The 20,138-nt window shown below is 61.6% G+C and carries 25 protein-coding genes; 13 read left to right on the top strand and 12 right to left on the bottom strand.

The window, feature by feature from the left end; all coding sequences use genetic code 11:
• Positions 1-7: 7 nt before the first annotated feature.
• The 7 genes from CKO42_RS01985 to dsrA all read right to left on the bottom strand — a co-directional run bounded on the left by CKO42_RS01985 (position 8) and on the right by dsrA (position 4,969).
• The gene (locus CKO42_RS01985) at positions 8-739 is read right to left on the bottom strand and encodes a respiratory nitrate reductase subunit gamma (protein ID WP_200237663.1); all 732 of its coding nucleotides are present in this window, start codon (positions 737-739) and stop codon (positions 8-10) included.
• A 183-nt stretch (positions 740-922) separates the two neighbouring features.
• Positions 923-1,255, bottom strand: a complete 333-nt coding sequence (locus CKO42_RS01980) for a TusE/DsrC/DsvC family sulfur relay protein (RefSeq protein WP_200237660.1) — start codon at positions 1,253-1,255, stop codon at positions 923-925.
• Positions 1,256-1,289: 34 nt separating this feature from the next.
• Positions 1,290-1,598 carry a sulfurtransferase complex subunit TusB gene (gene tusB, locus CKO42_RS01975; RefSeq protein ID WP_200237656.1) on the bottom strand — a complete coding sequence of 103 codons (309 nt, stop codon included), beginning with the start codon at positions 1,596-1,598 and terminating at the stop codon, positions 1,290-1,292.
• 26 nt (positions 1,599-1,624) lie between these two features.
• Positions 1,625-2,035, bottom strand: a complete 411-nt coding sequence (tusC, locus tag CKO42_RS01970; RefSeq protein ID WP_200237652.1) for a sulfurtransferase complex subunit TusC — start codon at positions 2,033-2,035, stop codon at positions 1,625-1,627.
• A 36-nt stretch (positions 2,036-2,071) separates the two neighbouring features.
• A complete protein-coding gene (gene tusD, locus CKO42_RS01965; RefSeq protein ID WP_200237647.1) occupies positions 2,072-2,464 on the bottom strand; it encodes a sulfurtransferase complex subunit TusD in 393 nt (130 codons plus the stop codon).
• 52 nt (positions 2,465-2,516) lie between these two features.
• Positions 2,517-3,590 carry a dissimilatory-type sulfite reductase subunit beta gene (gene dsrB, locus CKO42_RS01960; RefSeq protein ID WP_200237643.1) on the bottom strand — a complete coding sequence of 358 codons (1,074 nt, stop codon included), beginning with the start codon at positions 3,588-3,590 and terminating at the stop codon, positions 2,517-2,519.
• A 122-nt stretch (positions 3,591-3,712) separates the two neighbouring features.
• The gene (gene dsrA, locus CKO42_RS01955; RefSeq protein WP_200237640.1) at positions 3,713-4,969 is read right to left on the bottom strand and encodes a dissimilatory-type sulfite reductase subunit alpha; all 1,257 of its coding nucleotides are present in this window, start codon (positions 4,967-4,969) and stop codon (positions 3,713-3,715) included.
• A 613-nt stretch (positions 4,970-5,582) separates the two neighbouring features.
• Here dsrA and CKO42_RS01950 point away from each other — a divergent pair.
• The 4 genes from CKO42_RS01950 (at position 5,583) to CKO42_RS01935 (ending at position 7,888) form a co-directional block, all read left to right on the top strand.
• Positions 5,583-5,774: a sulfur relay protein DsrC gene (locus tag CKO42_RS01950; protein ID WP_200237637.1), complete on the top strand. Its 192-nt coding sequence runs from the start codon at positions 5,583-5,585 to the stop codon at positions 5,772-5,774.
• 158 nt (positions 5,775-5,932) lie between these two features.
• Positions 5,933-6,652: a hypothetical protein gene (locus CKO42_RS01945; RefSeq protein ID WP_200237634.1), complete on the top strand. Its 720-nt coding sequence runs from the start codon at positions 5,933-5,935 to the stop codon at positions 6,650-6,652.
• A gap of 9 nt (positions 6,653-6,661) precedes the next feature.
• Entirely contained in the window at positions 6,662-7,354 is a 693-nt protein-coding gene (gene cas6, locus CKO42_RS01940) for a type I-MYXAN CRISPR-associated protein Cas6/Cmx6 (RefSeq protein ID WP_200237629.1), read from the top strand.
• Positions 7,355-7,549: 195 nt separating this feature from the next.
• Positions 7,550-7,888: a TusE/DsrC/DsvC family sulfur relay protein gene (locus CKO42_RS01935; RefSeq protein WP_200237625.1), complete on the top strand. Its 339-nt coding sequence runs from the start codon at positions 7,550-7,552 to the stop codon at positions 7,886-7,888.
• A gap of 215 nt (positions 7,889-8,103) precedes the next feature.
• Here CKO42_RS01935 and CKO42_RS01930 read toward each other — a convergent pair whose 3' ends face one another.
• The 3 genes from CKO42_RS01930 to CKO42_RS01920 form a co-directional block, all read right to left on the bottom strand.
• Positions 8,104-8,358: a hypothetical protein gene (locus tag CKO42_RS01930; RefSeq protein WP_200237620.1), complete on the bottom strand. Its 255-nt coding sequence runs from the start codon at positions 8,356-8,358 to the stop codon at positions 8,104-8,106.
• A gap of 99 nt (positions 8,359-8,457) precedes the next feature.
• Positions 8,458-8,730 carry a DUF6489 family protein gene (locus CKO42_RS01925; RefSeq protein ID WP_200237615.1) on the bottom strand — a complete coding sequence of 91 codons (273 nt, stop codon included), beginning with the start codon at positions 8,728-8,730 and terminating at the stop codon, positions 8,458-8,460.
• A 107-nt stretch (positions 8,731-8,837) separates the two neighbouring features.
• A complete protein-coding gene (locus CKO42_RS01920; RefSeq protein ID WP_200237610.1) occupies positions 8,838-9,314 on the bottom strand; it encodes a hypothetical protein in 477 nt (158 codons plus the stop codon).
• A 62-nt stretch (positions 9,315-9,376) separates the two neighbouring features.
• On the opposite strand from CKO42_RS01920, the gene CKO42_RS01915 reads away from it, so the two are divergent.
• Positions 9,377-9,682: an MTH1187 family thiamine-binding protein gene (locus CKO42_RS01915; RefSeq protein ID WP_200237606.1), complete on the top strand. Its 306-nt coding sequence runs from the start codon at positions 9,377-9,379 to the stop codon at positions 9,680-9,682.
• Positions 9,683-9,761: 79 nt separating this feature from the next.
• On the opposite strand, the gene CKO42_RS01910 is transcribed toward CKO42_RS01915, so the two are convergent.
• The gene (locus tag CKO42_RS01910; RefSeq protein WP_200237601.1) at positions 9,762-9,959 is read right to left on the bottom strand and encodes a hypothetical protein; all 198 of its coding nucleotides are present in this window, start codon (positions 9,957-9,959) and stop codon (positions 9,762-9,764) included.
• 399 nt (positions 9,960-10,358) lie between these two features.
• Between CKO42_RS01910 and hslO the strand changes: the two genes are divergently transcribed.
• From hslO to serB, 8 genes are all read left to right on the top strand, one after another.
• Positions 10,359-11,228, top strand: a complete 870-nt coding sequence (gene hslO, locus CKO42_RS01905; protein ID WP_200237829.1) for an Hsp33 family molecular chaperone HslO — start codon at positions 10,359-10,361, stop codon at positions 11,226-11,228.
• Positions 11,229-11,405: 177 nt separating this feature from the next.
• Positions 11,406-11,996 (top strand): NAD(P)H:quinone oxidoreductase, encoded by a 591-nt coding sequence (gene wrbA, locus CKO42_RS01900; protein WP_200237595.1) that lies wholly within the window; start codon positions 11,406-11,408, stop codon positions 11,994-11,996.
• A 9-nt stretch (positions 11,997-12,005) separates the two neighbouring features.
• Positions 12,006-12,767: a DnaA regulatory inactivator Hda gene (gene hda / locus CKO42_RS01895; protein WP_200237590.1), complete on the top strand. Its 762-nt coding sequence runs from the start codon at positions 12,006-12,008 to the stop codon at positions 12,765-12,767.
• Between the two features lie 186 nt (positions 12,768-12,953).
• Positions 12,954-13,685, top strand: a complete 732-nt coding sequence (gene hoxU, locus CKO42_RS01890) for a bidirectional hydrogenase complex protein HoxU (RefSeq protein WP_200237585.1) — start codon at positions 12,954-12,956, stop codon at positions 13,683-13,685.
• Positions 13,682-14,311, top strand: coding sequence for an NADH-quinone oxidoreductase subunit B family protein (locus CKO42_RS01885; protein ID WP_200237581.1), 630 nt, complete (start codon positions 13,682-13,684; stop codon positions 14,309-14,311). The genes hoxU and CKO42_RS01885 overlap by 4 nt, the downstream gene beginning before the upstream one ends.
• 77 nt (positions 14,312-14,388) lie before the next feature.
• Positions 14,389-15,822 carry a Ni/Fe hydrogenase subunit alpha gene (locus tag CKO42_RS01880; protein WP_200237576.1) on the top strand — a complete coding sequence of 478 codons (1,434 nt, stop codon included), beginning with the start codon at positions 14,389-14,391 and terminating at the stop codon, positions 15,820-15,822.
• The gene (locus CKO42_RS01875) at positions 15,819-16,382 is read left to right on the top strand and encodes a hydrogenase maturation protease (RefSeq protein ID WP_200237571.1); all 564 of its coding nucleotides are present in this window, start codon (positions 15,819-15,821) and stop codon (positions 16,380-16,382) included. Before CKO42_RS01880 ends, CKO42_RS01875 begins: the two co-directional genes overlap by 4 nt.
• A gap of 258 nt (positions 16,383-16,640) precedes the next feature.
• Complete coding sequence (gene serB, locus CKO42_RS01870; RefSeq protein ID WP_200237566.1) at positions 16,641-17,924, top strand: phosphoserine phosphatase SerB; 1,284 nt, start codon at positions 16,641-16,643, stop codon at positions 17,922-17,924.
• Between the two features lie 150 nt (positions 17,925-18,074).
• On the opposite strand, the gene brxL is transcribed toward serB, so the two are convergent.
• Positions 18,075-20,120: a protease Lon-related BREX system protein BrxL gene (gene brxL / locus CKO42_RS01865; protein ID WP_200237561.1), complete on the bottom strand. Its 2,046-nt coding sequence runs from the start codon at positions 20,118-20,120 to the stop codon at positions 18,075-18,077.
• Positions 20,121-20,138 lie beyond the last annotated feature (18 nt).

Raw genomic sequence — 20,138 nt, 5'->3', positions numbered from 1 at the left:
GGATCGTTCAATCCTGCTCCAGACGTTTAGCCCAGGGCGCGATGTGCCGCTGCTCGCGAGGATTATCGACCTGATTGCGCGAGGGGCTGAAAAACAGACCCGGCGCATGCAACAGCTTGCTGTAGGGGAAGATAATCATCAGCAATGCAACCAGCAGAAGATGGAGCAGTAACAACGGATCAGCCGGTAGTATCTGGACCTGACCGACATAGAGGCCCTGGAAGAATTGTTTCACCCGCATGATGTCGGTATGCACCACAAAGCGCATCAGTAGTCCGGAGACACCGATCGAAATCAGGAGCGCTAGGATGAGGTGATCTGACAACGCGGTGATATAGCGAACACGGTCGACCAGAAAGCGGCGCGCCCAGAGTCCAGCGAGACCAACAACCATCGCCATACCACCGTAGATACCAAAGGGTTGAATCATCTCGATCAGCAGCGGCACTGGATCAAGGAAATAACGAAGGTGGCGCAAAGTGACCAGGAACAGGCCGAAATGGAACATCCATCCGAAGATCCAGGTCCACTTGCTACCGCGGAACAGACTCTCGAAGAACACCACTTCGCGCGTCATGCGCAGCGTGACGCCGAGCTTGGTGGTCGGCGCTGGGGTGGTCGGAATCTTCAGCGGTGCGGGTGTGCGCGCATATTGAATGATCTTATTGGCCAATCCAGCGACCAGCACGAAGGCTGCGAAGTAAAATAGACCGGCGTAAACATCCGACAGAAACGACATGTTTCCGCTACCTCAGTGGCGTTGGCCCAATGGCGTCAGCTCTGATCGAGCGGCCCCAATGGTGCACGATCTGGTGAGCGTTATTGGTGTCGAGTGCGTTACAAGCCCTCGACGGGGTGCTCGGGCTCGTTTGAGCCCGAGCCAACCGGACAGCATCGGCGCTGACCGGTTAGGCGGCGTGGTTTAGACGCAGCCGGTCGGCTTCGGCAGCCCTGCATAGCGGCACGCCTGCTTGGCCGGACCATAGGGGAACAGCCCGTACAGGTACTTGCTGTTACCCTTATCCTTGCCAAACTTCTTACCAACCGCCTTGGTCAGCACGCGCACTGCAGGAGCAATCTGATACTCCTCGTAGTACTCGCGCAGGTAGTTGATGATGTCCCAATGCTCGTCGGTGAGCTCAAGGTCATCTTCCTTCGACATCACCGTGGCAACGCCAGGCTCCCAGTCGTTGATGTTGGCCAGATAGCCTTCTTCGTCGGTCTCGAATGTCTTACCTTCGACTTCGATTGGCATCGATACTCTCCTAAACAGTGGAAAAGGGAAAAAATTACAACCAGGCCTGAACCTTGTCGTGCTCCGCGGCAAGATCCACGAAGCCGGCATAGTCTACGACGCTGATTCCGGGAATGACGCGTTCTTCTGACAAGCCACGAGCCTGAAGGTCAGGCCCCAGCGCATAGACCTTGACTGAGTCAAGCGCCCCCTTGACTTGCCCCTCAACGCTGGTCTGCGTCAGCGCGGCGTAAACGCCATCCTCGAGCAGCAAGACAGCAGCGCCGGCACTCAGATGGCCGAGGCAGGTAGTCAGCGACGTCTTCTCGAACGGCGATTTGTTGACGGTGTGCAGTGTGCTCATCGTGTTCCTCAGGTATTCGCTCGATCTTAGAAGCTGAAGACGACGTCAGCGCCGTCCATGATAGCCGCCATCTCGGCGCGCGTGACGAGGTGGATCGAGTCCTTCTCGGCGTAGTCGTCGTCCTCGTCTTCCCAAGTCAGGTGCTGGAGGTCGTCCAGTGATAGCCCACGCTCCTCGAGCGATTCCTTCTCGATGTAGACCTTCTTGACCTCGTAGTCACCGAGCGCCGCATAGGTCGGCGAGAAGTTCTTCATCCCGACCGCCGCGGTGTCCTGCCCTTTGGTGAGTTGGAACACGCCATCGTCAAGAAAGGCGAGACTGACGTCTTGGTCGAAGGCGGCACCGATCAGCACGACCTCGAGCGACTCCCAGGCATAGATGGTGCCGTAGGGCGCCCTGCGGTTCAGATACAGAAAATTCTTGATGGTTTCAGACATGATGCGTTCCCCTGGTTTCTGGTGCCGGACAGATGATCAGTCGCCGAAGACGACTAGCCGATCGGACTGAATCGCCGCTTCGACTAACTGGCCAAGGCCGGAGATCCGAAACCGGGGGTGGATGTTGGTGGCGTCCTTGCCATTGCGCTTCGCCTCACCCTCGTCGACCATGCCGCGCCGCTGAGCGGCGGCGACGCAGACGACCATGTCGAGGTCATGCTGTTCGGCAAGCTCGGCCCAGCGCTCGACGACATTGCGGTCATCTTGAGGCGGCGTGGTCAGCCGCGTCGAGTTGTTGACGCCGTCGTGGTAGAAGAAGACACGAAAGATCTCGTGTCCCTTCTCAAGGGCTGCCTTGGCGAAGAAATACGCCGAATCGGCAGCTTGATGCTGGTAGGGTCCTTCATTGACCTGGATTGCGAACTTCATTGCGACCTCGCTGGTGTGGGCTCCGGTTTCCGCTACTAATCAGAGCCGCTGATCAAAAGCGGATGTAGGAAGAGGCGTTGAAGCTGGCGCGTGAGCCGCGCCAGGTGTCGATGTGGTACTTGGTGAACGGCAGCTCGACCTCTTCGAAGAAGCGCGGCCAGCCAATACGCTCGATCCACTCGTTGACACGCTCCCAATCACGCGCGCCCTCTTTATAGGCCTTGAGGATGCGCTTGACGATGGCGGTTGCTTCCGGCCAGCGTGGCGGGTTGTTCGGGATGCCAGCGGCGACCAGCTTTTGGAAGGTCGGCTTGCCACGCGCGTTGGAGTGGTTACCACCGACCCAGATTGCCAGCTTGGAGTGCTCGGCGTCATTGATCTGCATCGGCGGGCAAGGCGGATAGCAGGCGCCGCAGCAGATGCACTTACGCTCATCGACCTCGAGCGAAGGCTTGCCGTTGACCATAGCCGGACGGATCGCGGCGACTGGGCAGCGGGCCACCACCGACGGGCGCTCGCAGACGTTCGCGACCAGATCATGGTTGATCTTCGGCGGCTTGGTGTGCTGGATGTTGATCGCAATATCACCCTGGCCACCACAGTTGATCTGGCAGCAGCTGGTGGTGATGTGCACCCGGTTTGGCATGGTGGCGTTGCGGAAATCGTCGATGAGCTCGTCCATCATCGACTTGACCACGCCAGAGGCGTCGGTGCCGGGGATGTCGCAATGCAGCCAACCCTGGGTGTGCGAGATCATGGCGACGGTGTTCTGGGTGCCACCGACGATGAAGCCTGCGTCTTCCAGCGCTTGAATCAGCGGCGCAACACGCGACTCCTCGGTCACCATGTACTCGATGTTGGAGCGCAGGGTGAAATGCACGTAGCCGTCGGCAAGGTCGTCACCGATCTCGCACAGCTTGCGTAGGGTGAAGACGTCGAGGATGCGCTGAGTGCCAGCGCGTACGGTCCAGATCTCGTCGCCGCTGTAAGCAACGTGACGCAGAACGCCCGGCCGGGGATGCTCGTGATACTTCCACTGACCGAAGTTCTTCCGCATCGTCGGGTGCATGTACTGCCAAGGGTCGGGGCAGCCAGACTCGATGGGCTCGCGCATGTCTTTGGCCATCGGCAACTCTCCAGTAAATCAGTAAACAGTTAGGTGCTGATCAAGTTCGGTGCGGCGAACGTTGGCGCAGATCCAGTCTTGCTGTGCGCCAATGTTCGCGGCTGAGCCTATACAGGCGGTGTTTAGCCGGCAGCCTTCTCGGCCTGGCGCTCGAACCACTGCTCCGCAGCCTCGTCCCAGCCATCCATGCGAACGTAGGAGCTCTGACGCGGATGGCTCAGCATGTTCGGATCAGGCTCGATGCCGATGCCATCAAGGAAGTTGGCCAGCCCGATGCGCTCGATCATCTCACCGCAGCGCTCGTGCTCGAGGCCGTTCTCGGCCCAGAAGTCGATGATGCTCTCAGCCATCTCGACCATCTCTTCGTAGTCTTCCTCGGTGTCGAGCTTGCGGAAGGGCACGATCACGGTTCCCATCAGATCGCCGATCTTCAGGGTGCGCTTACCGCCGATAAGGATGGTCACACCCTTGTCGTCGCCGGGGTGCAGCGCCTTCGGCATGACATTCAAGCAGTGCATGCAGCGCACACAGTCACGGTTGTTGACCGCCAGGGTGTCGTCGTCATTCAGCGACAAGGCCTGAGTCGGGCAACGCGTGATGACGTTATCGATGATGTACTGACGGCCCTTGGCCTTGACGTAGGCCTTGACCTCGTCTTGATCGACCTTCATGTCGTCGCGCCAAGTACCGAGAACGGCGAAGTCCGAGCGCTCGATAGCATTCTGGCAGTCATTCGCGCAGCCAGAGACCTTGAACTTGAACTTGTAGGGCAGTGCCGGGCGATGCACGTCGTCAACAAAGTTGTTGACCAGTGCGCGGTGCGCCTTCAGCTCGTTGGTGCAGGACATCTCGCAGCGCGCAGCGCCGACGCAGGACATCGCGGTGCGCACGCAAGGGCCAGCACCACCAAGATCCCAACCGTACTCGTTGATCTCGTCGAAGAAGTGCTGCGTCGACTCGGTGTCGGCACCAATGAACATGATGTTGCCGGTCTGACCGTGGAAGGTCACCAGGCCTGAGCCGTGCTTCTCCCAGCTGTCGGCCAGCTGCCGCAGCATCGCGGTGCTGTAATGGTTACCCGCAGGCGGCTGGACGCGAAGCGTGTGGAACTCGCGAGACTTGGGAAACGCCTTACCGACCTCGGAAAAGCGCGGGATGATGCCGCCGCCGTAGCCGTACACCGAGACGGTGCCGCCCTTCCAATAGCCCTTGCGGGTCTCGTAGGAGTGCTCGAGCTGGCCGAGCAGGTCATTGGTGAGCGCATTGATGCGCCCGTCGGTGTGCTCGTCGCGGAGACGCTTGATGCCCGAGATGAAGCTCGGCCATGGGCCATCTTCAAGTTGGTCGAGCATCGGAGTTTGGTGCTTGTCGAGGGCCATGTCGCTTTCTCTCCTTTCGAGAAACGTCGTGGTAAGACACAGAACGAATTCAGATTCTTTCGCGGCGCCGTGTGCCACGGAGCTGCACTATACGGGGTTGCAGGCCAAGCCGTGAACCGCACCTTAGGGGGGTACACCCCACCCCGGCCTATCCCCTTAGGGATAGTTGACAGCCATACTTTTTCTCTTTTGCGATCAGCGACCTAGAGCGCCATCGCGGCCAGCCTCACTGGGGCGCAGAGCATAAGCGTCAAGCCGCCCTGTGTCAACATATCCTAATATTCCAATAGCTTATTCAGGGCATGATTCCGACTCAGTACGCCCAAGCTGCAACCGCCAACTGTCGACGTCGCAGGCGTTTCAAGCGGTCGCAGGCGAATCACGCGTTGAGTACGACGCCCCTCCTGACTCGACGCACTTTAGTACCAACGGGCAAATCGTCTCTCACAACGGACAAATCTTGCCTTAGCTACCGGATGGCCTGAGTTGTTTTTGCTTGATCTCGGCTTTACCTGCTCGGAACGAGAGAGACCACCTCGGCGACCACGCCTCGGCCAGATGCGCGGCGACCGCGGGTCCATCGGCGCACTTTAGTCAGAGAGGCTCAACACACATGCTCATGCTTAGCGACATTCTCGTCTCCAACAAGGAGCTCGAGAGCTTTGAGGAACTGCTTCCGGCAATCCAGGAGGTGGCCCGCCAAGGCGAGCGATTCTTTCGCATCGATGTAAAGCCACCGTTCTCTGATACCCCAGATGACTGGGAAGACCGGCTCGAGGCTGCATTCAGCGGCCTGCTGCGCTAGCTCAGCCCCGAAGCATCCTGCTGGCCACAGGCGCCCCATGCCCGCGGCGCCCGCGAGAATGCCTGGATATTGTGCTCGAGGCCGGCCGAGCAGTCATCACGGAGTGAGCCACACATTTAACGAGGACAGCGCCGTACGCGGCGACAAGAGCAGTTGCCATGAAGCATTTCGACATCACGCGGACCCAGTTGCAAGATACCGCCGCTGACTCCATTACCAACCATGCCGCCGAAGAGGCAGCGCTGGAATCGCATCTGTTGGCGCTCGAAGAGCAGTACGCGACGCTGCAACGCATTGGCGCCAACCGCCAACAGTTGGCTGAGCTCCAGTTACAGCAGGCGCGCACCTTGGTCGGACTCGACCGCGGCGAACAGGCCTGGCCCTTAGGCCGCGACGCCTTCGATGCCTTTATCGAAGTCGAAGAATTCGAATCAGCCGCGGATTGCTGCGACGTCCTCTTCCGCGCTGAACAAGAACATTCCCTGAGCGCCCTGGGCCAAGGGATTTGGCTGGCCGTCACCTATCCGATGGACATTGAGCTGTCGATCGAGCTGTTGTCGCATGTGGTTGATGAAACCCCCGATGATGCCGACGGCGCTGCCGTGGCGGCCACTACCGCCCTGTTTCTAGCCGATGTGCGCGCGGACGGCGTCCAGCGGGATAACCTGACCTTCTTTGCCACCCAGATCTTGGCCGATGTCGCGCGCCGACACAGCGGCGTCGAGTCGCAACAGGCGTTCGATCTTTGGCGTGATCGACTCGAGCTGCGCGAGCCCGAGAAGTTCCTGGTTCGCTTGCGCAACGTGGTCGACGTGCTGGTGCAAGACGAGTGGTGGTTTGATCGCGACTCCCTGCAGGGCAAGCTTCCCGTCAACTGAGACCCACCGATGTTTTGGCAAGAATCCGATCCGGAGACCCATCCAAAGGTCCCCAATGACGTCGTCGACGTCATGTTTCCCTTACAAAAATGCAAATCCCTGCCGGTCGACCATGCGTATGCGCTCGCTAACGCCCTGATCGACGCCGTACCCTGGCTCGCCGAGGAGCCGCGCACAGCGATCCATACGATCCACGTGGCCGGCTCACAAAACGGCTGGGAGCGACCCGCGCACGATAGCGAGCAACAGTTGTTGCCATCACGCCGGACCAAGCTCGGCATCCGCATCCCGCGCGTCCGGCTTGACGAGCTGAAGACCGCACTCGAGGGGCTGACCCTTGAGGTCAACGGCTCGAGCCTCACCCTTGGATCGGCAAAGGAGCGTCCGCTCAGCGCGGAAAAGACCCTGTTTGCTCGCTACGTGGTCGCCCACGCCGACGAAGACGAGGATCAATTTCTGCGCCGGGTCGCCGCCGAGCTCACGCAGCGAGGCATCAAGATCCGCAAGGCCTTATGCGGCAAGGCGTTGTCGCTGAGTACGCCAACCGGCCCCGTGCTGACGCGCAGCCTCATGCTCGCCGAACTCAGTCTTGACGACGCCATCGCGCTTCAACAACGCGGCATCGGCGATCACCAAACCATGGGCTGTGGCATCTTCCTACCGCACAAGGGGATCGAAGCCGTCGCCCAAGCCGCGAGCTGATCAGCGCCACCTCATGCGGCCAGCTCACGCGGCCATCTCACGCATAGAGATGACGTCTCTACAACAATTGACTAATATTCGCGGGTTTTCAGCTGTGAGCGCCGGATCACCTCTCCGGCCGCACGCCGGTACGCGTTAACCCTAGACCGCCTGCCAACAGAACGGCGGCCCCCAACGACGAGAGGAGCATTCGCTATGGCGATTGAAGTGAACGGCAAAAGTATCGAAACCACCGAGTCCGGGTTCCTAGTCAACCCCCTCGACTGGGACGAAGACGTTGCCAAGGCGCTGGCCGATATCGAGGGCATCGAGCTGAGCGAGCGTCACTGGGACGTGATCAACTACCTGCGCGACGAATACCTGAACAATAACCAAAACCAGCCGATGGAACGGGCATTACTCAAAGACATGGGCAAAAAGTGGGGCAGCAAGCCCAGCAGCAAAGAGGTCTATCTGCTGTTCCCGCTGGCGCCGACGAAGCAAGGCACCAAGATCGCCGGGCTGCCCGAGGTTCACCGCAAAGGCGGCTACTGAGCACAGGCGCACACCAAGCCAACGCGGCCCGCCAAGCTACTGCTGCTCGGCCGCGTTGGCGCGCTCCGCCTACTCTAGGCTACTGTAGCCATCGGTCATCAGTCATCCGGCCTGCCGATCGAAAGCAAAACGCCGCGGATACCGGCTATTGCCGTCCACCACGTCCAGCGATCAGCTCAAGCGCCTGTGGCCGGCCTCACGGCTACTCGATCTAGCTAGTGCTCGCAATTCTCGAGCTTCGCTCGTGCACCCGGCAGCACCGAGATCAAGAAGGTCGAAATCAGCACGACCGGCGCGAGAATGATCAACACCAGCGCCAAGAGTAAGACGATCTGGCGCGCATAGGCCACTGCGGGTACGACATGCGTCGCAGCCAGGAACAGCAACACGGCAGCCACGAAGAAGACAAAGGACACGACCACGCCGTCGCGCATCGTTCTACAGCCAAGGATCAGCAGTCGATGAGACATCTCATTCTCCCCTCGCGGTGGCCGGCCCTAGAGCCGAGCTTATTGTTCGTCCCCTGCAGGTGCGACACGCCTAGTTCCAGGTATCGCTGCACGCGCCACTCAGTCGCCGCCGGAGCCCGACGTCTGTTTCTTTCCCGCAGCCGCAGCCGCCCCCATTCCTGCAGCAAACAGCCGCTGCATCATATCCATGCCGGCAAGGCTGGTCTTCAGATAGGGCTGCATCAACTCCATCGGGTCATAGCCCTCCACGCCCTGCTCGATCCGGGCCTGAATATCGTCGAGCATCCGCTGCTGCAGCGCCTCGAGGTCCGGCAGCCCCATCAGTTTGCGTAACTCGGCAGGGGTCATTTCGACGTCGATTTGAAACTTCACTTAATTCATCCTCCAGAAGCAATTTCAGCAGCCAGGGCATGGCCGAAGCAACGCCGTGGCCGCAGTGGCGGTCCGCACGATGGCCCAGAAATCAGTGTCGGCTCGAATCAATGTCGGCTCGAGCGCGGTGGCAACTCAGGCCGCATCGGCTCCTCCACCACCAAGCCGCGACGAACCCGACGGCCAAGTAGGACGCAGGCGCGCTCAAAGGCGCTTTCGGCGGCGGCCGCCGTCCACTCCCAGTCGAGCGGCGGCGCCGTCGAACGCACCTGCCAATGGCCCACCGTCAGCACCGCGCCGACCCGAACCTCAAGCGTCCAATCATGCCAAGACGCGGTCTGATCTTGCTCATCGAGCATCTCCTGCTCGACCAGACGGATACTTTTATCGCCGGCATCATCCATGGCCGCGATCTGCGACAGGATGGCATCCTCGTCGACACAGCTCTCCCAGCCGGTATGCACCGCGGAGGCCGTCTCCATCAGCGCATGCACGATCAGCTCCGGGGTCAGCTTGAAGTTGAGCGGGCTATCCCAGTCAGGGTCGGCACCGACATCAAAGTCTGTTGTTTGAATGCTTGTCATCGATCCTTAGCGCGGCAAAGATAGGCCCAACCAGAAGCAAGCTTAACGCCAGAGGCACATCGATGTCTGTTCTCGTAGACTTCAGTATCTTCCCCGTCGGCGAGGCCGAGCACCTGAGCCCTTTCGTCGCCTCAGTGGTCGACCTGATCGCAGACAGCGGCCACAGCTACCAGTTAACGGCCATGGGCACCCTGTTCGAGACCAATACGCTCGGAGACGCCTTGAGCCTGATCGAGCGGGCGCAGGCTCTGCTTGCCGCCGCCGGCTGCAAGCGAGTCTATGCCACAGTCAAGCTCGATATTCGCGAAGGCCCAACGGGGCGCCTCGCACAAAAAACGGCCAGCGTTGAGGCGCGCCTCCGGAGGTGAGCGCATGCGATCCATCGCATGCGCTCCGATGCGCAAGGAAGTGGTCGGCGGCCGTCACCTGACGACCAGCGGGGTGGGCTCAGGCTTTGGGTCTACGTCGCCAAGAGCTGTTGCGATCTTCGCTGCCCGCAACGAACATCAGGACCGGCCCGGCAATCAGACCCCAGACCACCAAAAGTAGCCAGCTACCGCTGAAGAGTTCATCGAATCCGTAGGTCGAGCCGGCCAACGCAGCGAACCCGACAGCAATCGCGATACCAATCGAGAGAGGCAACATATTTGTACCCTCCATACAACAAGTGTTGACTCAACATTAGTATCTGCTTAAATATTAAGCAAGCGATAACACCCCATATTTCAGCGATTGTCACAATTTTTTGCGAACAACCGTCGATTGTTACAGCCGGTAACAACGGAAACCCCTAGGCTGCCGACAGATGACGAGAAAACACAACAGCAAACAACCTAAGTTGCTTTTCTACAACTTGCGCAACCAGACCAGATCACATGACATGGCCCCACACAGGCGCCCGAGGCGCCAACCTAGGGGTCAAGACAGCCCCGGATGTACCCGCTGAGTGCCTGAGCACCCATAATGGTGATGTCAACTGACTGATCGACGCCCGCCTGCTCATGCGAGCCGGGCCCCCGTTCAACCGATGGTGGAGCCAGCATGCTGTCCGAAACCGATTCCTTGCACCGCTTCGTGTTCGAGCGTTCGCGCGTGCGCGGCGAGCTCGTCCGACTTGATGCAGCCTGGCAGGCGGTGCTCGAGCGTCACACCTATCCAGCAGCCGTCAAGCAGCCACTCGGCGAGGCCCTGGTCTCGGTATTACTGCTCACCGCAACACTGAAGCTCGAAGGCTCGCTGATCTTACAGGCGCAGGGTGAAGGTCCGATTCGGACCCTGGTCGCTCAGGCCACACATGAGGGAACGGTACGGGGACTCGCACGCTGGGAGGGCGAGATCGAAGCCGGCGACCTGCAAGCGCTGTTTGGGAAAGGGCAGCTAGTCCTGACCATTAACGCCAAAAATCGCGATCGCTACCAGGGCATCGTGCCGCTCGAGGGGGCTGGGATCGGCGCTGCGCTCGAGGGCTACTTTGCCTCCTCCGAACAACTGCCATCCCGCTTCTGGCTCGCGGTCAGCGACAAGCGCGCGGCCGGCCTGATGTTACAGCGCCTGCCAGGTCCAACTGACGATGAAGACGATTGGAACCGCACAGTGATGCTCGCTGACACCGTTCAGCCGCGTGAACTGCTACAGCAATCGACGCCAGATCTGCTGCGACGCCTGTTCCATGAAGAAAGCCTGCGCCTGTTCGAGCCAGAGCCTGTTGCCTTCCGCTGCGGATGCTCGCGCACGCGGGTGGCCGACAATCTGCGCGCCCTCGGGCGCGACGAAGTCGACGACATCATCGCCCAACAAGGCCTCATCGAGGTCACCTGCGAATTCTGTAATCGCGGTTATCGTTTCGATGCCGTCGATGCCAGAAGCCTGTTTACCGGCGTGGTCAACGCAACCACGCCGCCGGCGCAACATTAAAGGCGACAGCCAGAGCGCGCGGCGACAGTGCCCCCGAGGGCGTTTATCGGTCGGTCGGCAAACGGTCGCGAAAACGGCAACAGGATAGCCCCATGGTATCCTGCCCAGTACGCCGCCCAGTCCGCCGTTTTAGCGGCCACAACCCTTTTTATTGACTGCATGCGCGAGAATCCATCCATGCCCTATCTGCTCGTCCTCTATTACAGCCGCTACGGAGCAACCACCGAGATGGCGCGACAAATCGCGCGCGGCTCTGAGGAGGTCGGACTAGAGGCGCGGTTGCGTACTGTTGCGCCCGTCTCCACGGTGTGCGAGGCAACTGCAGACTCGATCCCAGAGTCTGGCGCGCCCTATGCAGAGCTCGACGACCTGCGCGACTGCAGCGCGCTCGCGCTTGGGAGCCCGACACGTTTTGGCAATATGGCCGCCGCGCTGAAATACTTCCTCGACGGCACCTCATCGGTTTGGCTCTCTGGCGCCCTGAGTGGCAAGCCTGCCGGCGTCTTCACCTCCACCTCGAGCCTCCATGGCGGTCAAGAAACCACGCTCCTGTCGATGATGTTGCCCTTGATGCATCACGGCATGCTGCTGATGGGGCTGCCTTACAGCGAGACCGGGCTGGTCCATACCCAGGCCGGCGGCACACCATACGGGCCATCACACGTCGCCGGCATCAATAACGATCAACCGCTGAACGAGATCGAGCGCGATCTCTGTCAGGCGCTTGGTCGCCGCCTCGCCACCACAGCCGCGGCCCTGAACCGCTGAGATATCACGGTGCAAGAGCGGTATCCGCCGCAGCTCCCGCTCGCACTGCGCCAGCCCGAGCCACGCGGCTTTGATGGCTTCATCGCCCATGGCAACGGCGCCGCCTTGGCCGCGGTTCGGCAATGGGCTGATTGCAGCGGCGAGCCCTATATCTACCTCCACGGCGCCGCCGCGAGCGGTAAGTCGCAGCTGCTGGTCTGCGCCGCTGGCGAGGTCCGCCAACGCGGGCTCGGCGTCGTGTACTTACCCTTGGATACGCCCCGCCTAACACCGGCCGTGCTCGATGACCTCGAGCAGCGCGATGCCATTCTGCTCGACGCCCTGCAGGCGATCGCCGGCAATGCCGCCTGGGAGCAGGCGCTGTTCAATCTCTACAACCGGGTGCGCGATGCCGGCCGACGTTTGCTCGCGGCTGCACGCCAGCCTGCGGGCCGGCTCGGCATTCGACTGCCCGATCTCGCTTCGCGTCTCGCCGCCGGCCCCAGCTACAACCTGCGGCCACTCAGCGACGCCGGCCGCGCAGAACTGTTGCGCATTGGCGCCGAGCAGCGCGGCCTGCGCTTTGGCGACGCGATGATCAGCTACATCCTCAGCCGCTGCCCACGCGATCCAGGGGCGCTCTCTGCCCTGCTCGACGAGATCGACCGCACCGCGCTGGCCGAGCAGCGACAACCCTCGATCCGATCGATCGGCCGACTCCTCGAGCGACTCGAGCATGCAGGCAGCGACTCCACCGCTGAGCAAACATCAAACGAGTCCGATCGGGCCTAACGGCCATGGCGCGTCGCCACCCCGGACGATGAGGCGCTTGTTGCACGGTAACACCGCTCATCGCATGGCTTAACAACCCACGCTCAGACATGCGTCCGTCGCAGCGGTCGTGTATCGTCAGGCCTTCGGCCTAACGCAGCACCGCTTTCACAGCACACCCTCTCCTCGCCAGATACGGGAAGACCGATGCCAATCATCGCTACACAACCGAGTGTCCGCGTCGTCACGCTCCGAATCGACGGTCAAGATCTGTCGGCGCGCGAAGACGAGACCATCATCGAAGTCTGCCGCGAGAATAAGATCCCGATCCCCAGCCTATGCTGGATGGAGGGGCTCTCGGTGGTCGGCGCCTGTCGCCTCTGCATGGTCGAGGTGGCCGGTCAAAACCGACTTCTCGCCGCCTGCGCCACGCGCGTCGCCGAGGGCATGGAGATCACCACCAACTCCGAGAAGCTGCAGCGCTATCGGCGCACCCTGGTCGAGCTGCTGTTCGCGGAGCGCAATCATGTCTGCTCGGTCTGTGTCTCGAATGGCCATTGCGAGCTGCAATGGCTCGCCAACAGCTGCGGCGTCGACCATGTGCGCATGCCTTACCGCAATCACGGCTACGCGGTCGACAGCACCCATGAGATGTTCCGTGTCGACCACAACCGCTGCGTGCTCTGTACCCGCTGCGTGCGCGTCTGCGACGAGATCGAGGGCGCCCACACCTGGGATGTGATGGGCCGTGGCAGCGACTGCCAGGTGATCACCGATCTCGCCAAGCCTTGGGGCGACAGTGACACCTGCACCAGCTGCGGCAAGTGCGTGCAAGTCTGCCCGACCGGCGCCCTGGTCAAACAGGGCACTTCCGTCGGTGAGATGGTCAAAGATCAGCACTTCCTGCCGATTCTTGCTCGACGGAGATCCGCACGATGAGCGCTCAGCCCGAAGCCACAGCAGCCAGCTCAAAGGCTGCCCATCCAACCCCCGACACCCAAGCACCGCTCGGCACCGCCACCAACAGCAGCGGGAACAAGGTCACCGTCGCAACCATCTGGCTGGACGGCTGTTCTGGGTGCCACATGTCGTTCCTCGACATGGACGAGCGTCTGGTCGAGCTGGCACAGAAGATCGACATCGTCTATAGCCCTTTAGTCGACTGCAAGACATTGCCCGAGCAGGTCGATGTCGGCATCATCGAAGGCTCGATCAGCAACGAAGAAGACCTGCACAAGGCAAAGCTGTTCCGCGAGCGCTGCAAGCTCCTGGTCAGCCTTGGCGACTGCGCGGTGAACGGCAATGTCCCGGCGATGCGCAATGCGTTCAAGCTCGACAACGTCTATGAGCGCGCCTATCTCGAGAACGTGAACATCCATCCGCAGATCCCAACCCAAGGCGTTCCAGCCCTGCTACAGACCGTCTTGCCGGTGCATGCTGTGGTCGATGTCGACGTCTTCATCCCAGGCTGCCCGCCGCAGGCCGACACCATCCATTACGTGCTGAGCGAGCTGCTCGAAGGTCGCGTGCCGGAGCCGCTGCGCATGACCCGATTCGGCGCTTGAGCTCAGGCCACGCGTCTTACATCCGCGCCCAGACCCTGACAACCCCAACAACGCCTGACGCCCTGGACTAAGCGACCATGAGCCGAACCATCAGCATCGACCCGGTCACCCGCATCGAGGGCCACGCCCGCATCTCGCTGCAGCTCGCCGACAGCGGCGAGGTCGAAGACGCCAAGTTCCATCTGACCCAGTTCCGCGGCTTCGAGAAGTTCTGCGAGGGCCGCCCCTACCGCGAGATGCCGGCACTCACCGCCCGCACCTGCGGAATCTGCCCAGTCAGTCACTTGCTCGCCTCGAACAAGGCCTGCGACGACCTGCTCGCAGTGACCATCCCGCCGACGGCCGAGAAGCTACGCCGGATCATGAACCTAGCGCAGCTGCTGCAATCGCATGCGCTGTCGTTCTTCCACCTGTCATCACCGGATCTGCTGCTCGGCTGGGACTCCGACCCCGTCAAACGCAACATCTTCGGCGTCATGGCCAAAGACCCCGAGCTGGCCAAGCAGGGCATCAAGCTGCGCCAGATCGGCCAGACCATCATCGAGATCCTCGGCGGCAAGAAGATCCATCCGACCTGGGTCGTGCCGGGCGGCGTCAGCGAACCGCTCGACAGCGACAAGCGTGAAGCGATGCTGAAGATGCTGCCCGAAGCACTGACCATCGCTAAGGACACCTATGGCCTGTTCAAGACCATGGTGCCCAAGTTCAAGGATGAGGCCGAGCACTTCGGCACCATGCCAACGATGTTCTTGTCGCTGGTCTCGAACAAGGGTCAGCTCGAACACTACGACGGCCTCATCCGCATCAAAGACGCGCAAGGCCGGATCGTTGAAGACAGGGTGCCGCCATCCGACTACCCGCGCATCATCGGCGAAGCGGTCGAAGACTTCAGCTACATGAAGTTCCCCTACTACAAGCCGATGGGCTACCCGAACGGCATCTATCGGGTCGGCCCGCTCGCCCGGCTCAACAATGCCGAGAGCTGCGGCACGCCGTTCGCCGATGTCGCCCTGGCCGAGTTCCACATGCTGCAGGAAGACTCGGGGCCGGTGCGCTCGAGCTTCCACTACCATTACGCGCGCCTGGTCGAGATTATCTTCGCGATCGAGATGATGCAGCGGCTACTCAAGGACCCGAGCATCCTCGACACGCGGGTTCGCGCCCATGCGCGCGGCAACCGCGACGAGGGCATCGGCGTCTCGGAGGCACCGCGCGGCATCCTGATGCATCACTACAAGATCGATGAGGCCGGCCTGATCAACTGGGTCGATCTGATCATCGCCACCGGCCACAACAACCTGGCGATGAACCAGAGCATCAAGCAGGTCGCCGATGCCTATGTCGATGGCAACAAGCTCAGCGAAGGCATGCTGAATCGGGTCGAGGCGGTGATCCGCTGCTACGATCCTTGCTTGTCTTGTGCCTCGCATGCCTTTGGCCAGATGCCGCTAAGCATCGAGCTGAAGGATGCCTCTGGGGCTGTGATCGACCGGCTGGTGCGCGACGCATGAACATTGGTCAAGCGACTGTCGAAAGCGCCCAACAGCAGCAGGAGCAGCAGACCGAAGCACGACCGCTGCGGGCGCTAGTGATTGGCTATGGTAGCCCGATCCGCGGCGATGACGCACTCGGGCCGTTGGTTGCCGATCGACTCCAGGAGCACTTTGGCAAGCAGCCACAGCTGAGCGCACAGCCGCGGGCTCAGACCGAGACGCCCACCGGAGCGGTCGAGGTCCAAGCGCGCCACATCCTGACCGCCGAGCTTGTCGACGACCTGGCACGCACCGAGCGCGTCATCTTCGTCGACGCCGCGATCGACACCCCGCCCGGGCAGGTCAGACGCCGCCGCCTATCGCCAGACCGAACCGCCCTCTCGACCATGGCGCACTTCCATGACCCGCGCGAGCTGCTTGCCTGGTGCGAGGCGCTCTATCAGCGCGCCCCCGAGGCCTGGCTGGTCTCCGGCGGCGGCGCCGAGTGGGGCTATGCCTGCTATGCCCTGAGCGAAACCGCGCAGCAGGCGTTAGAGCCGATGATCGCCGAAGTCATGTCACTGATTGATCCGACTTAGAAGCTTGATACGACTTAGACGCTGCCCATCAACTTCTTCCCGGTTTGAGGGCTAGTGTTGGGCGATCATCGGGAAGTAGAAAATGGACAGCCACTTTGCAACTTCGTGGCTTCGCGGCTTCGCGTGAGATCTGCTCTATCTGGCATGATCCAGACAGGCAAGGTCTAAGCCTAGCCAACGGCGCTCGACCTTCCACGATACTTAAGCTGCGCTCGGATGACAGGAGACCCGTGCCGAGACCGGGAGACAGCAACGCTCATGCGCGAAATCGTTCAAATCGACATCTCTGGGAGTGACAAGCCAGGCATCACCAAGGCCCTGACGCAGGTGCTGGCGCGCTACGACGTGACCGTGCTCGACATCGGCCAGTCGGTGATCCATAACACACTGGCCCTCGGCCTCCTGGTAGAGCTACCGGAAGAGCCGGCCGGCTGTCCGGTGTTCAAAGAGCTGTTGTTCAGTGCCCATGAGCTCGGACTCGATGTGCGCTTCACCCCGGTCGCCGCCGATGCCTATGAGGACTGGGTCGCTGAACAGGGCCAGGCGCGCCACATCCTGACGCTTCTTGGCCGCGAGATCAGCGCGGCGCAGATCGCACAGGTCGCCGCTGTCGTGACGCAGAACCAACTCAACATTGAGCAGATCTCCAGGGTCTCTGGTCGGATCACGCGCCGGACTACTGGTGCTGTCGACCTTACTCGTACCGACATTGGCGTCGCTGTCAGCGCCAATGCCAACAGACCCCAGCGCCCGGCCTGCGTGCAGCTCTGGCTCAAAGGACCAGTTGGCGATGTCGGCACGCTGCACGCCAGCTTCCTCGAGCTTGGCAGCCAACTCGATGTGGACATCGCCATCCAGGAAGACGACATCTTCCGCCGCAACCGACGCTTAGTCTGCTTCGACATGGACTCGACCCTGATCCAGACCGAGGTCATCGACGAGCTCGCCACCGCAGCCGGTGTCGGCCCCCAGGTCGCCGCAATCACCGAGCGCGCCATGCAGGGCGAACTCGACTTCAGCGAGAGCTTCCGCCGCCGGATGGCGCTGTTGGAGGGGCTGCCGGAATCGGTCCTCGCCGGCATCGCCGAGCGGCTACCAATCACCGATGGCGCCGAACGCCTGATCGGCGCCTTGAAACAGCTCGGCTACCGGGTCGCGATCCTCTCCGGCGGCTTCACCTACTTCGCCGAACATCTGCAACGCCGGCTCGGCATCGATGACGTCCACGCCAATCAGCTCGAATTCGAGCATGGCCGACTCACCGGCCGCGTCACCGGCCGCATCGTCGACGGCCAGCGTAAAGCCGAGCTGCTGCGCGAGATCGCCGCCCGCGAAGGTATCAGGCTGGAGCAGGTCATCGCCGTCGGCGACGGTGCCAACGACCTGCCGATGCTCTCGATCGCCGGCCTCGGCATCGCCTTCCACGCCAAGCCGCTGGTCAAGGAGCAGGCGCGTCATTCCATCGCCACCGTCGGGCTGGACGGCATCCTTTATCTGATCGGCATGCGCGATCGGGACTTGGAGGCCTTGGGAAGGGTGTAAAGAACGGCTCGCCAGCCTCAGGGCTGATCTCTAGAGAGCCTTGCCCTAACGCTCATGGCGCGGCGCCACCCCGGAACATGAATCGCGTGAGATTCACGTTAAACGGTGAGTCGCCGTGATCGACATTTGGCGCTAATGCGCATGACGCAATCACTCGACCAATGCCTTCAGCAGGGCGTCGCGTGCATCCTGATAAAACTGGGTATCGACCTTCGTCGCCATGTCATCGGAGAGGTCGAAGAGTTGGCGTCGGCTCGACACCGGCATCAGCACCACTTGGGCGCCTTTCTCGACGGCGATCTCGACTAGGGTCACCGCGTTGTGGATTGGCTCGATCGAGCCGCCGAGGTTGATCCCGCCGATCACGACCAGGCCGCCGCGCAGGGGCTTCTTGAGCAGGCTGCTACACAAGGCGATCAACACACCGACACCGACCTGGCTGCCGGTCTTGGCGGCATCGAAGACGCGGAGTTGGACCGAGAACTCGTGCGCCCTGGGATCGCGATCGCCGACGAGTTGTGCCGCGCGGGCGTAGAGGTTCTGCTGCGCGTAGCGCACCGACTCCTGAAACGCCGGCGGGGTCGGCTTGTTCAGGATGCGCAGCCCGTTGCCTGGCCCCTCGCTGACCTCGATGCGATAAAGACCGGCATGCTCATCCAGGCCGCCGGGGCTCAGCGTCCAGACCTGACCCGGCTCCAGCGGGTCGGCACCGATACTGTTTTCGCTCGACAACTCAGGCGTGGCGACGAAGGTCTCGACACCCTCCTCGCCGAGCAGATAGCTGAAGTGGGTGTTGCGAAACTCCGCCGAGCCAATCCGCTTCTGCTGCTCTTTGACCCGCCGTCGCACCTGCAACGCCAGGCGCACGGCCCACTCTAGATCTGCGTCGGAGACCTGCGTGTCAGCGGATGGGTAGAGCAGTTTCAGCAAGCCACTCGCGGTCTTGTTGGTTGCGTTGATGTCGCGGCCGCTGAGCGCGCCGCCCAGATGCACCCTGCCCTGCAGTTGCGGCAACCGGCTCTCCATGCGTAGCCGGCTCAAGCACTCGGAGAGGAAATCGCTGACCAGCCCGAAATGATCGGTGAACAGGCTCGGCTGCATCTTCGGCAGGTCCCAGCCCGGCAGGTAGGCATGGATGCGATCCATGAACGCGGTGTCGTCGCGCATCTCTGGCGGCAGCGGGCCGAACAGATGACCGATGCGCTGCTGATGCTCGACATCCACCTCGAAGTTGCCGACCAGGACGATCGAGCCGTCCGCCCGGATGCTCTCCTTGCCGCGGCTGAACTCGCCGGACTCCATATAGCCCTTCATGATGTTGACACCGTCCTTCTGATCGAAGGACACGCCCGAGACCTCATCGAAGCAGACCACATCGTACTGACAGACCAGCCCGCGCTGACCGTTGGCGTTGTTGACGAACATCTTGGCGACGGTCGCCTTGCCGCCTGAGATCAGATGAGCGTAAGGCGAGACCTGCTGAAAGAGGTGGCTCTTGCCGGTGCCGCGCGGCCCCAGCTCCACCAGGTTGTAGTTGCGCTCGACGAACGGCACCATACGCAGCAGCAGCGCATCCTTGGCCCGCTCGCTGAGCTGCTCCGGCTCCAACCCGACGCTGCGCAGCAGCAACGCCTTCCACTCGTCGGTGGTGAAGGCCTCCCGCGCCTTGGCCAGCACCTCTAATACATCGCGCTTGGAGAGCTGGATCGCACGCAGGCTGTCGATGCCGAAGGGACGGCCATGGGCCTCCTGAGCAATCGAGGAGTCGTAGCCCAGCGTCACCTCAGCATAGAAGCCGCCGGTGAGCAGGCGTTCATGCTCGCGCAACAGCTTCGGATCGATCCGCACGTCGCGCAGTTGCAGGCTGGGCAGGTTGGAAAGATAAGAATCCGTCTTCGCATCCAGCCGCGCGCTGATCAGATCGATCAGCTTGACGCTGCCCTCCTCCCGCGCGCGGGCCTTGAACAACTCCTGCTCCCCGGCCTTGACGGTGCGCGAGGCGAGCTGGCGCTGGACGATCTCCAGCCCCTCGTTGATCTCTTCTTCATCGGTCGTTGCGCAGTAACGCCCGAGCAGGAACTCCACCACATAGGTCGGCACCGGGAACTGGCGACTGAATTGGCGCACCAGATCCTTGCGCACCAGATAGCCCTCGAAGTGCTCAGCGGCCTTGCGGTCGAGATCATCGAGCTGCATGGGATGTGTCTCCTCCGA

The organism is Lamprobacter modestohalophilus (genome assembly GCF_016583905.1).
Classification (GTDB): Bacteria; Pseudomonadota; Gammaproteobacteria; order Chromatiales; family Chromatiaceae; genus Lamprobacter; species Lamprobacter modestohalophilus.
The sequence above is the reverse complement of the archived record's forward strand: the minus strand, read 5'-3'. Positions and strand labels throughout refer to the sequence as shown.

What these genes read in the sequence shown, in the direction of transcription:
- tusB (WP_200237656.1), bottom strand. Translation starts at nt 1,598, where the DNA reads ATGAGCACACTGCACACCGTCAACAAATCGCCGTTCGAGAAGACGTCG.
- dsrB (WP_200237643.1), bottom strand. Translation starts at nt 3,590, where the DNA reads ATGGCCAAAGACATGCGCGAGCCCATCGAGTCTGGCTGCCCCGACCCT.
- CKO42_RS01950 (WP_200237637.1), top strand. Translation starts at nt 5,583, where the DNA reads ATGCTCATGCTTAGCGACATTCTCGTCTCCAACAAGGAGCTCGAGAGC.
- CKO42_RS01945 (WP_200237634.1), top strand. Translation starts at nt 5,933, where the DNA reads ATGAAGCATTTCGACATCACGCGGACCCAGTTGCAAGATACCGCCGCT.
- tusD (WP_200237647.1), bottom strand. Translation starts at nt 2,464, where the DNA reads ATGAAGTTCGCAATCCAGGTCAATGAAGGACCCTACCAGCATCAAGCT.
- CKO42_RS01930 (WP_200237620.1), bottom strand. Translation starts at nt 8,358, where the DNA reads ATGTCTCATCGACTGCTGATCCTTGGCTGTAGAACGATGCGCGACGGC.
- CKO42_RS01920 (WP_200237610.1), bottom strand. Translation starts at nt 9,314, where the DNA reads ATGACAAGCATTCAAACAACAGACTTTGATGTCGGTGCCGACCCTGAC.
- CKO42_RS01985 (WP_200237663.1), bottom strand. Translation starts at nt 739, where the DNA reads ATGTCGTTTCTGTCGGATGTTTACGCCGGTCTATTTTACTTCGCAGCC.
- CKO42_RS01885 (WP_200237581.1), top strand. Translation starts at nt 13,682, where the DNA reads ATGAGCGCTCAGCCCGAAGCCACAGCAGCCAGCTCAAAGGCTGCCCAT.
- CKO42_RS01880 (WP_200237576.1), top strand. Translation starts at nt 14,389, where the DNA reads ATGAGCCGAACCATCAGCATCGACCCGGTCACCCGCATCGAGGGCCAC.
- CKO42_RS01875 (WP_200237571.1), top strand. Translation starts at nt 15,819, where the DNA reads ATGAACATTGGTCAAGCGACTGTCGAAAGCGCCCAACAGCAGCAGGAG.
- serB (WP_200237566.1), top strand. Translation starts at nt 16,641, where the DNA reads ATGCGCGAAATCGTTCAAATCGACATCTCTGGGAGTGACAAGCCAGGC.
- CKO42_RS01935 (WP_200237625.1), top strand. Translation starts at nt 7,550, where the DNA reads ATGGCGATTGAAGTGAACGGCAAAAGTATCGAAACCACCGAGTCCGGG.
- tusC (WP_200237652.1), bottom strand. Translation starts at nt 2,035, where the DNA reads ATGTCTGAAACCATCAAGAATTTTCTGTATCTGAACCGCAGGGCGCCC.
- CKO42_RS01915 (WP_200237606.1), top strand. Translation starts at nt 9,377, where the DNA reads ATGTCTGTTCTCGTAGACTTCAGTATCTTCCCCGTCGGCGAGGCCGAG.
- CKO42_RS01980 (WP_200237660.1), bottom strand. Translation starts at nt 1,255, where the DNA reads ATGCCAATCGAAGTCGAAGGTAAGACATTCGAGACCGACGAAGAAGGC.
- dsrA (WP_200237640.1), bottom strand. Translation starts at nt 4,969, where the DNA reads ATGGCCCTCGACAAGCACCAAACTCCGATGCTCGACCAACTTGAAGAT.
- CKO42_RS01910 (WP_200237601.1), bottom strand. Translation starts at nt 9,959, where the DNA reads ATGTTGCCTCTCTCGATTGGTATCGCGATTGCTGTCGGGTTCGCTGCG.
- hoxU (WP_200237585.1), top strand. Translation starts at nt 12,954, where the DNA reads ATGCCAATCATCGCTACACAACCGAGTGTCCGCGTCGTCACGCTCCGA.
- cas6 (WP_200237629.1), top strand. Translation starts at nt 6,662, where the DNA reads ATGTTTTGGCAAGAATCCGATCCGGAGACCCATCCAAAGGTCCCCAAT.
- brxL (WP_200237561.1), bottom strand. Translation starts at nt 20,120, where the DNA reads ATGCAGCTCGATGATCTCGACCGCAAGGCCGCTGAGCACTTCGAGGGC.
- wrbA (WP_200237595.1), top strand. Translation starts at nt 11,406, where the DNA reads ATGCCCTATCTGCTCGTCCTCTATTACAGCCGCTACGGAGCAACCACC.